Source organism: Rhodovulum sp., from assembly GCF_011048875.1.
Classification (GTDB): Bacteria; Pseudomonadota; Alphaproteobacteria; order Rhodobacterales; family Rhodobacteraceae; genus Rhodovulum; species Rhodovulum tesquicola.
Genome location: NZ_DSDD01000042.1, coordinates 1 through 6371, shown reverse-complemented (window position 1 = coordinate 6371; position 6371 = coordinate 1). Strand labels below are relative to the sequence as shown.

4 protein-coding genes are annotated in these 6371 nt (G+C 66.4%); 1 reads left to right on the top strand and 3 read right to left on the bottom strand.

Annotated features, from left to right (window positions below; genetic code table 11):
* Both ENN83_RS01540 and ENN83_RS01535 read right to left on the bottom strand, forming a co-directional pair.
* A partial coding sequence (locus tag ENN83_RS01540; RefSeq protein ID WP_287183280.1) for a methyl-accepting chemotaxis protein occupies nt 1-1852 on the bottom strand: 1852 nt, incomplete at its 3' end.
* A 620-nt stretch (nt 1853-2472) separates the two neighbouring features.
* On the bottom strand, nt 2473-3783 hold the full coding sequence (locus ENN83_RS01535; protein ID WP_287183279.1) for an ATPase: 1311 nt from the start codon (nt 3781-3783) through the stop codon (nt 2473-2475).
* A gap of 147 nt (nt 3784-3930) precedes the next feature.
* Here ENN83_RS01535 and ENN83_RS01530 point away from each other — a divergent pair, with 147 nt between their 5' ends.
* Complete coding sequence (locus tag ENN83_RS01530; protein WP_287183277.1) at nt 3931-5541, top strand: hypothetical protein; 1611 nt, start codon at nt 3931-3933, stop codon at nt 5539-5541.
* Here the strand turns inward: ENN83_RS01530 and ENN83_RS01525 are convergent.
* On the bottom strand, nt 5496-6116 hold the full coding sequence (locus tag ENN83_RS01525; RefSeq protein ID WP_287183276.1) for a prepilin peptidase: 621 nt from the start codon (nt 6114-6116) through the stop codon (nt 5496-5498). The two genes, ENN83_RS01530 and ENN83_RS01525, sit on opposite strands and share 46 nt — an antisense overlap.
* Between the last annotated feature and the right edge of the window lie 255 nt (nt 6117-6371).

Genomic DNA, 6371 nt, shown 5'->3' with positions numbered 1-6371 from the left:
GCGTCGCCGCCTGGTTCTCGGTCCGGTGCGACAGATCCTCCGACGCCCCGCCGATCTCCTCGGCCCGGGCATGGATCTCGGTGGCGTTCTCCTCGATCGAGGCCAGCATCTCGTTCAGCGTCATGATCGTCGCGTTGAAATCATGGCGTAATTGCTCGTATTCCGGCGCGAAAGCCTCGTCCAGACGATGCGTCAGATCGCCGGAGGACAGCCGTTGCAGACCATCGGCCAGCATGCTGACGACGGTTTGCTGCTGCTCGGCACGCTCCCGACGTTCCTCCTCGATGGCGCGCTCCTGCTCCTGCATGCGGGCGCGTTCGATGAGGCCCTCGCGGAAGGTACCCAGCGCCGTTGCCATGCGGCCGATCTCGCCGCCTGAGACGTGAAAGCCGGTGATCGGTGCGAGATCGCCCCGCGACAGGCGCTCCGTGACCCGGACGAGTCGCGACATCGGCCGCAGGATCAGAAGCCAGGTGAAGAGCGGAGCCGCCAGCAGCAGTGCCACGCTGGCCATTGCGACCGTATGGAGTTGCGCTTCCGCGCGATCTGCCTGTGCAAGCACGGTATCGCCCGCAGCCGCGGCCGCGGCAAGCGTCGCGTCGCTGTGGTTGACGGCTGCATCGCCGATCCGGCGCAGCAGAGAATAGGCCGCCCGGGACGTGGTTTCGGCCTGGTTCTGTGCCTCGATCATGGCCGCCCGAGTCGCGACGATGCCCGTTTCCCCACCGGAGAATGCAACGATTTCCTTGATGATCGTCCGCAACTCGTCGTTCACGAAGACCTCTTCAAGCAGCGCCGCGAGCGCCTGGGCGACCGCGTCCAGGTCTCGCTGGGCGGCCTTGGCGGCGTCCGGGTCGCTCGCCGTGGCCCCCAGGAAGGCCATCGCGACAACGTTTTCGACCGCGATTTCCAGCCGCGCGGCATCGCGGATGAACTGCAACTCGTTGCCGATCAGCCGCTCGACCGCCTCGGCATTGAAGGTCGCTGTATCTTCGGCGCCCTCCAGCAGATTGCGAGTCAACGCATCAACGGCCTCGGCCAGCGCGGCCTCTGTCGGATCGCGCAGCGCCAGCAGCCGGCGAATCTGATCCGGTCGGGCGCGGGAACCCGGCGAGGTTGTTTCGGCAAGAAGGCCGCGCATCTCGGCGAGCATCGGGAGAAGCTCGGGACCTGCTCCGTTCGCCTCGAGCCCCGAGAGAATCGCATCGAGTTCGCCAAGGCTCGACCGGGCGATACCGCGCAGGCCCGCGGCCAGAGCGTCATCGCCGGTTTCTGCAAGCGCGATGGCCGTGCCGCTGAGCAGGTTGATCTCGTTGCGGGCCTTGAGCACCAGCGAGGTTGCGACGAAATCGTATTCGATCAGCGAACCAAGCGTGCTTGTCACCACCTCGACCGTCTGTGCGCCCGCGAGTTCCATGTCGTAGACCGCATCACCGGCCATCTTCATGAGTTGCGTGCGGGCCTCGTCCGACAGTTCACGATAGGCCGCGATGGTGGTTTCAACCTCGTCATGGCGCGCGAACCGCTCGGCGATTGCGGTCTCCATCCGCTGGGCCGCGGCGTCGAGCTCCGCCAGAAGCGGCCGCATCTCGGCAATCGCTGCGTCAGGAAAGTGGCGCATCCCGTCTTCGAGCGCGGCCATCTCGGCCTCGAGGTTGTCATGGCCGTTCCTGACCTGTTCGGGCGTTTCGGCCAGAAGGATTTCGGACAAAGCATTGCGGATGCCCGCGCTGTGTTCGACGACCGTCACGCTGTGACGCAGCGCGGGCAATTGCTCGCCCAGGAGCGTGTTGAGCGAACCCGTCAGGCTGTTGAAGACGGCAAGGCCGATCAAGACTGCAGCCGCCGTCATCGCACCCATGGCGGCGATCAAGACCCCGATCTTGATGGCGATGCTTCCGAAAAGGAAGGAAAGGAATCGGCGCATGGCTGCCTCGCAACATGTATTCCGGTTGGTTCAAGGAGCGGCTTTTTGGTTCCGCCGCGCCATCGGTTCAGAGATCATCTTCCGCGATGTCGAGAGCGGTGGATGTGGTCGTGCCGTCCTCTGGCTGTGGACCGCCTCAGGCGCATCGGCGCAGGTGGCCTCACCGAGGCGCTGCGTCTGGGGACAACGGGCGGCGGATCGAAAGAAGGCATATGGCAGACTCCGGAACTCCAGGTCATTCTGCCGGACCTTGGGGTCCAAGCGTTAAGAACCTGTTGTCCCGTCCGGACCGAAGGCCCGGGCAAAACGGCAAAGTTTACCGAACGTGCCGGGCCTGACGTTGCAATGCGCTGCATGCCCGGTCGCCGCCAGTCCGGATCCGCGATCCCCGATGCGGCCACTGACGGGCAGTTTGTGCCCCGAGGATTCAGATCGCAGCGGTCGCCAGGACCGGGGAATTGTGCCGCGAGGGTCAGATCGCGCCTGTGCGCCGACAGTCCGGCGCGGGAGGGCGGGCTGTCGGGAACGCGGGGAAGGCCACGGGATCAGTGCAGGATGTCCTCTTCGCGCACGAACATGTTGGCCCATGCGCGGTCGATCAGGTCGGGGCTCATCTGGTAGGGAATGCCCTCGAACTCGCAGATCGCGATCATCTGGTCGATCAGGAAGACCGGCTGATAATTGGCGTATTCGTGGTTGATCGTGGGATATTTCTCTTTGAGCAGGTAGATAAGCGTCGCCTCGTCGATCGGCATCTTCTTCTTGCGCGCGACAAGGGCGAAGATCCTGAGGAAATCCTCCTGGCAGGGGCCGTCGATCTTGATCTTGAAGAAAATCCGGCGCAGCGCGGCGCGGTCGAAGATCTCGTTCGGGTGGAAGTTGGTGGAAAAGATCACCAGCGTGTCGAAGGGCACCTCGAACTTCTCGCCCGATTGCAGGGCAAGGATGTCCCTGGCCTCTTCCAGCGGCACGATCCAGCGGTTGACCAGCGCCTGGGGCGGTTCCTCCTGGCGGCCGAGGTCGTCGACGATGAAGATTCCGCCGGTGGATTTCAGTTGCAGCGGCGCCTGGTAGGTGCGCGCGGTGGGGTTGTAGACCAGATCCAGCATCGACAGCGACAATTCGCCGCCGGTGATCACGGTGGGCCGTTCGCACAGCACATATCGCGTGTCGAAGCGTCCCGAGGTGCGGCGCAACGAATTCGGGTCGTCCACCAGTTCCTCGGCCGCCGAATGCACGATCGGATCGTAGACGGTGATGACCTGGCCGGAATACTCGATCGCCCGAGGGATGTAGATCTTGTCGCCCAGCGCGTCGCGGATGCCGTTCGAGATCGAGGATTTCCCGTTGCCCGGCGGGCCATACATCAGGATCGAGCGCCCCGCGCTGACAGCGGGGCCGAGATGATCCAGAAGCTCGTCGGGCAGGATCAGGTGGCCCATTGCGCCGGTCAACTGGTCGCGGGTGATCTGGATGTTGCGGATCGACTGGCGCCTGACCTGCTCGGAATAGACCTCGAGCGGGACGGGCATCGCGCCGAAATATTCCGACTGGTTGAGCGCGTCGAGCGCGCGGGCCTTGCCGGCATCGGTCAGCTGAAAACCCATCTCGCTGCCGGCCCCGGCATGGAGCGTGCCGGTCGCCTCGAGCAGTTTCTGGCTGCGGATAAGATCGACCAGTTCCTGCGTGACCGGGGCCGGCAGGCAGATCGCGCGGGCGATCTCGGTCACGGTTTCGACATTCTTGCGAAAGATCGTCTTCAGCAGGATGTCGCGCATCATCACCATCGGCAGGCGCATCTCGGCCAGCGACCGGGGGGCGGGGGGCGCCATGACGGAGGAAATCTGCATATTCATGTGATTGCCCTGAAACTGCTGCGGTGCTTGCCCAAAACTGACTGCATTTTGGGGCAATTCTTGGGCGACGGCCCGGGCGTTTTGGGACAATCGCGGGAAACGCGCCTGTCCGTCGACATCGGGGCCGCAACAGGACGAGGGCAGGGGATGAGGCGATACGATCCGGTGGGGCTTGCTGGCGCGATGGCCGCGGTGCTGGCTGCGGCGACCTGGGCGGGGCTGGCCGCGGGCGGGCTCTACCCTGTCATGCACGAGGGCGACATGCTGCATATGGTGCAGATCGTGCTGCGCCAGGCTGCGGGCGAATGGCCGCATCTCGACTTCATGACGCCGCTGGGCGTGCTGGCCTATGCGCCGGTCGCGCTGTTCGTGCGACTGGGCCATCCTGTCGCCGAGGCCTTCGTGCTGGGCCAGGCGCTGGTGGGTGCGGCGCTTCTGCCTGCGGCTTGGTGGGCGGCGCATGACCGGCTGCCGCGGCCCTTGGCCTATCTCTTCGGGGCGGGGATCATGCTGCTGGCGGTGGCGCTGGTGCCCGCGACGCCCGATCCCGGTATCTCGCTGTCGATGAGCTACAACCGATGGGCCTGGGCGATCCTGTTCGTGCTTCTGCTGCTGGCGGTGCTGCCCGGCCGTCGGCAAGGGGCGGGCGCGCGGGTTGCGGATGGGCTGGCGATGGGGCTGGGGCTTGCGGCACTGGCGCTGATCAAGATGACCTATGCCCTTGCCGCGGTGCCGGTCGTGGCGCTCGCGCTGCTGCTGACGCGGGACCGGCTGGGCGCGGCAGCGGCGCTGTCGGCCGGGTTTGGCGTGATGCTGGCGGTGACGGCGGCGGCGGGGCCTGCGTTCTGGGGGGCCTATCTCGGCGATCTGCTGGACGTGGCCCGGGCCGAGATCAGGCCCTTCCCCAGCGGCACTGTCCTCGACGTCTTGACCGCCCCGGCGGCCCTTGCCGGCAGCCTGCTCTATCTTGCCGCCGTGACCCTCGCCCGCCGGTCGGGGCGGGCGCGTGAGGGGCTGTTGTTGCTGGTTGCCGCGCCGGGGCTGACCTATGTCACCTTCCAGAATTTCGGAAACGATCCTGTCTGGCTGTTCTTCCTCGGAATCGTTGCGCTGGCGCTATGTCCCGGGCCGGCGGAGGGCGGCGGCCGGGGGCTGGCGGTGACCGGGTGGGGCGCGCTGATCCTGGTCGCGCCGATCCTCGTGGCAATGGCCGAAAGCCCGGCGCGCAACCTGATGGCCCGCAGCGCGGGTCCGGTCGAGGTGCTGCCCGGCGACCATGGCATCCGGATGCAGCCCGACCGCGTGGACCATGTCCTGACCCGGGTCAGCCGTCCCATGTCCGTTGGCCATGCCTGGTGGCAAGGCTCGATGATGCCCGAACCGACCGTCGTGGCAGGCGTGCCGCTGGAGCCTTGCCGCCTGATCAGCGGGCTTGTCGGCTGGTTCCGCACCATATCCGAAGACATCGACGCGGCGGGCTTCGGGGGGCGCCAGGCTCTGGTGGCGGATATCCTGACCGCCTACTGGCTTTATGGCGGTGTCGCGCCGCTGCCGGGCGGTGCGCCGTGGTATTACGGCGGGTTGCCGGGTGCTGAGGCGGCGGAACTTGTGCTCGTCCCGCAATGCGCCGCGCGTCCGGATGTACGCGCGCATATCCTGCGTGAACTGGACAAGGCGGGGGTCGTTCTGACGGAACTGCGCCGTACCGATGATTACCTGCTGCTCGGCATCGCGCCCAGCGCCACGAGCGCGAGATAGCAGACCAGCGCGCCCGCAAGCGCGATTCCCATGGGGAAATCACGTCTTTCCCAGGACTCCCAGCCGGCAAGCGCGCGCCGCACCGCCGGACTCCGGCGGACCAGACGGTGGCCGAGGAAGGCGAACACGGTCACCGCGGCGAACAGGAACAGGAATCCGCCCAGATCGGTCAGCGCCACGAAGGGCGCCATGGCGGCGGCGAATTTCGCGTCGCCCGCGCCGATCATCCCGAATGTGCTCATAACAAAGCCCAGCACCAGAACGATGCCCAGATGCACCCAGCACCAGGCCCAGATCTCCAGCGGCAACGCGACCGGCCCGACCAGCGCGAAGACGAAGACCAGTGCCAGAACGGCCTGATTCGGAATCTTCATCGTCTTCATGTCGCTGCGGGCCACCCAGAACGCGATCGGCAGCACGAAGGGCAGGAAGGCGCCCGCGCCCAGCGGCGTGCCAAGCGTGATGGCCCGCGCGGCAAGCCCGACGAATATCGCTGCAAAGGCCAGCCCGACGGCGAGGGTTAGAAGCCGCCCGTTTGCGCGCGTGCCATCTGCGGAAGAATCGAGTGAGGTCATGCGGTCTCCCGGAACGAAATCCGACGCAGGCAGTGTCGGGTCGAATTCGGGCAGTGGCAAGGCCGACCGGCGGCCTCGGCGCGGCGTCGCGCCGGGCTAGCCGCGGGCCTCCAGTGCCTCAAGCGCGCGCACCGCCGGTTCGAAATACTGGGGATGGGCGTCGATCGCCTCCTGCAACAACCCCTTGCCGATGCCCACATCGCCCTGCTTGATCGCGGTCAGGGCCAGCGTGTGGTAGAGCTGCGCCCGCTCGGC